The sequence below is a fragment of the Micromonospora inaquosa genome (genome assembly GCF_003857055.1).
GTDB lineage: Bacteria > Actinomycetota > Actinomycetes > Mycobacteriales > Micromonosporaceae > Micromonospora > Micromonospora inaquosa.
Genome location: NZ_QGSZ01000036.1, coordinates 1 through 3,529 on the forward strand (window position 1 = coordinate 1; position 3,529 = coordinate 3,529).

General features: G+C 72.8%; 3 protein-coding genes. 1 reads left to right on the top strand and 2 read right to left on the bottom strand.

The window, feature by feature from the left end:
- Positions 1-421 precede the first annotated feature (421 nt).
- Positions 422-1,459 (top strand): LacI family DNA-binding transcriptional regulator, encoded by a 1,038-nt coding sequence (locus tag DLJ59_RS00285; protein WP_124770535.1) that lies wholly within the window; start codon positions 422-424, stop codon positions 1,457-1,459.
- Positions 1,460-1,594: 135 nt separating this feature from the next.
- Here the strand turns inward: DLJ59_RS00285 and DLJ59_RS00290 are convergent, their stop codons facing one another.
- Together DLJ59_RS00290 and DLJ59_RS00295 are read right to left on the bottom strand one after the other, a co-directional pair.
- Positions 1,595-2,443 (bottom strand): peptidylprolyl isomerase, encoded by an 849-nt coding sequence (locus DLJ59_RS00290; RefSeq protein WP_244235756.1) that lies wholly within the window; start codon positions 2,441-2,443, stop codon positions 1,595-1,597.
- A 70-nt stretch (positions 2,444-2,513) separates the two neighbouring features.
- Positions 2,514-3,529, bottom strand: a 1,016-nt coding sequence (locus DLJ59_RS00295; RefSeq protein WP_148096914.1) for a D-alanyl-D-alanine carboxypeptidase family protein, incomplete at its 5' end; no start/stop codon positions are given.

The window sequence follows — 3,529 nt, forward strand, 5'->3', positions numbered from 1 at the left end:
CCGGGGTTGGCTGCGGTGCGGCGGGCGCGGGGCGGGGCTCGGGCCGTGAGCAGCCGCCGAGCAACGCGGCGAGCGCGAGCATGACACCGATGCGATAACCCACCGGTCCTGTCTATCAGCCCAGCTAGGGCAGCTATCCCCGGATCCACTCGGCCTACTGAAAGTCGGGCTGTCCCCGACCGCAGGACACCGCGAATCCACGAAAGTCGAGTCGATCGAGAGCTATTTGTCGAAGCAATCAACGAAAGTAGTCGAAAAAGCTCCGGAAGTTTTCCGTAACTCCGACCAAGCTTCCGCCGACCTGGCATGTCGTCAACCCCCGTCGGTGAGGCAAGATGACGCGAGGAACGGTGCACGCCGTTCCGGGACACACGGTGGCGCGGCTTGCGGTCGTTCCTCCGGCTCGGTGAAGGAGACGCGGGTGGGCGCGGACGACGGACGCAGGGTGACCATCACCGCGATCGCACGGGAGGCCGGGGTGTCGGTGCCGACCGTGTCACGGGTGCTCAACGGTCGCTCCGATGTGGCCCCGGACACTCGCGAGCGGGTCGAGGAGTTGTTGCGCCACCACGGCTACCGGCGTCGCACCAGCCGCAGCGTTCGCCGCGCCGGCCTCGTCGACCTGGTCTTCAACGACCTGGACAGCCCCTGGGCCGTGGAGATCATCCGCGGCGTGGAGGACGTCGGGCACGGCGTGGGTGTCGGCACTGTGGTCTCCGCGATCCACCGGCAGCCCACCGCGGCCCGGCAGTGGTTGCAGAACCTGCGCACCCGGGCCACCGACGGCGTCATCTTCGTGACCTCGCACCTGAGCCCGCCGCTGCACGCGCAGCTGCGGCGACTCAACGTGCCGGTGGTGGTCGTCGACCCGGCCGGGGTGCCGGCCATGGACGTCCCGACGATCGGGGCGACCAACTGGGCCGGCGGGCTCGCCGCGACCGAACACCTGCTCGCCATCGGGCACCGACGCATCGGTTTCGTGGCCGGGCCGACGCATCTGCTGTGCAGTCGGGCACGACTCGACGGTTACCGGGCCGGGCTGGAGGCCGCCGGAGTGCCGGTGGACGACGCGCTGATCTACCCGGGCGACTTCTACCACGCCTCCGGGTTCGCTGGCGGAACCGCGCTGCTCGACCTCGCCGACCCGCCGACCGGCATCTTCGCCGCCAGCGACCAGATGGCCTTCGGGGTCTACGAGGCCATCCGCCGCCGCGGGCTCCGCGTTCCGGACGACGTGAGCGTCGTGGGGTTCGACGACCTGCCGGAAGCCCGCTGGGCCTCCCCGCCGCTGACCACCGTTCGCCAGCCGTTGGTCGAGATGGGACGGTTGGCAGCCCGGACGGTGCTCCGCCTGTCTCAGGGCGAGGGCATCGACTCACCCCGGGTGGAACTCGCCACCGAGTTGGTCGTTCGCGACAGCACCGTCGCCCCGCCGACCGGGTCGTCCGCCTCGGCGTGACGGCCGGAACTACGTCGGAAACCGGTTGGACCGGTTCCGGTCGGTTCCCGGAAATTCCGGCCAGGCCGGGGTCGACCGAGCGTCATCCACGGCGGGCGCGGTGAGCGACCGACGGTCACCCACCGCGCCGTACGGTCAGTGGTGGTGGTGCCAGCGGACGGCCTTGCGGATGGTCACCGGCAGTGCCGGCGCGCCGTCGACCGGTGCCGGGTCCTCGGCGGTCGGCGCCACTCCCCCTGCGGCGATCCGGTCCAGGGTGGCCAGGCCGGCCGCGTCCACCTCGCCGAAGATCGTGTAATTGGGGCGCAGCGCGGAGTTGGCGTAGACCAGGAAGAACTGGCTGCCGTTGGTGTCCGGCCCGGCGTTGGCCATCGCCAGGACGCCCCGGGCGTACACCCGGCGTTCCCCGGTCGGGTCGGTGGGCGCGGGCGGCAGGTCGGTCGGCAGTTCGTCGCGGTACCGGTAGCCCGGGCCGCCCGCACCGGTTCCGGACGGGTCACCGCACTGCAACACGCTCAACGTGGGGTACGCGGTCAGCCGGTGGCACAGGGTGCGGTCGTAGAAACGCTTGCCGACCAGGTGCAGGAAGCTCTGCACCGTGCACGGCGCGGCGGCCCGGTCCAGGGTCAACCCGATCGGCCCGTGGTTGGTCGCCAGAGTCACCCGGACGCTGCCCCGGGACGGGGTGCGGCGGGGGTCCGGCGGCAACGGCACCGGCCGGGCCGCGGGTTCGTCCGGGGTCTCGGCGTACGCGCACGGGCCGTGGGTGGTGCGCGGCGGTCGGGTGGCGGTGTCGGCGGCGGTGGGCGGCGCGGCGGACACGCGCACCGCGTCGGCCGACGGGCCCGGCGCGGCGAGGGCGGTGGCGGACGCACCGACGACCAGCGCCCCGGCGAGCACGGTCACCCCCGCGAGGCGGGTCAGGGCGCGCACCGGCCGGCGGGGTGCCGCCACTGCGGGGCGCGGTTCGGGTTCACTCGGCACAGGGATCCTCCTGGACTGGTGGTGCCAGAAAGACCGGAGTCTATGGAGGGCAGCGCCCGATGTCGATCCGTCAGGGCAGACGACGGCGACGCCGCCACAGCAGACCGCCCAACAACGCCACCACCGTCGCGCCGCTCACCGCGGTCACCGACCAGAGCCACCCCGAGCCGGTACGCGCCGGTGCGCTGGCCGCCGCCGGCCGGGGCGCGCCGGCTGCCGCCAGCGCGGACGGCGCCGCCGACGGGGTGGCGGTCAGCTCGCCGGGCTCGACCAACCGACCCACGGCCGCGTCCCGGGGCAGCGTCAAGCCCCAGTCCAGGAGGGCAGCGCCCTGCTCCCAGCCGCGTACCGGCGCCGATTCGGCGCCCAACAGGGTGACCACCAGCCGCCGCCCACCGCGTTCCGCCGCCCCCACGTAGGTGTGTCGGGCCAGGTCGGTGAAGCCGGTCTTGCCGCCGAGCGCCCCCGGGTACCGGTAGATGAGCTGGTTCTCGTTCTGGATCTCGAAGCCCTTGGTGCGTTGCGCCGGCTGGGCCGGAATCGCTGTCTGCTCGGTCAGCGCGTACCGGCGGAAGGTCGGTTGGGCGAAGCAGGCCCGGGCGATCAACGCCAGGTCGTACGCGCTGGTGAACTGACCCTTGCCGTCCAGCCCGGACGGGGTGACCGCGTGCGTCTGCAGCGCGCCGAGGTGGTGCGCCTGCTCGTTCATGGCGCGTACGCCGGCGGCGCTGTCCGTCCCGCTGCCCAGTCGGGCCAGCGCGTTGGCGGCCTCGTTGCCGGAGTTCAGCAGCAACCCGAGCCAGATGGTCTCGATGGTGTACCGGCCGCCCGCGACCAGCCCCACGGCCGAGGAGCCGGGCTCGATGTCCATGTCCGCCTCGGTGACGGTGACCGTCTGCTTCGGGTCGAGCTTGGGCAACATCGTGGCCGCCAACAGGAGCTTCTGCACGCTCGCCGGGGTGCCGTACTCGTGCGGGCCGCAGCCACCGAGCACCTGGCCGCTGTCCAGGTCGGCGACCAGCCACGACGTGGCGGTGACCTTCGGCGGCGCGGCGACGCCGGCCGGCACGACCAGACCGGCAGTGT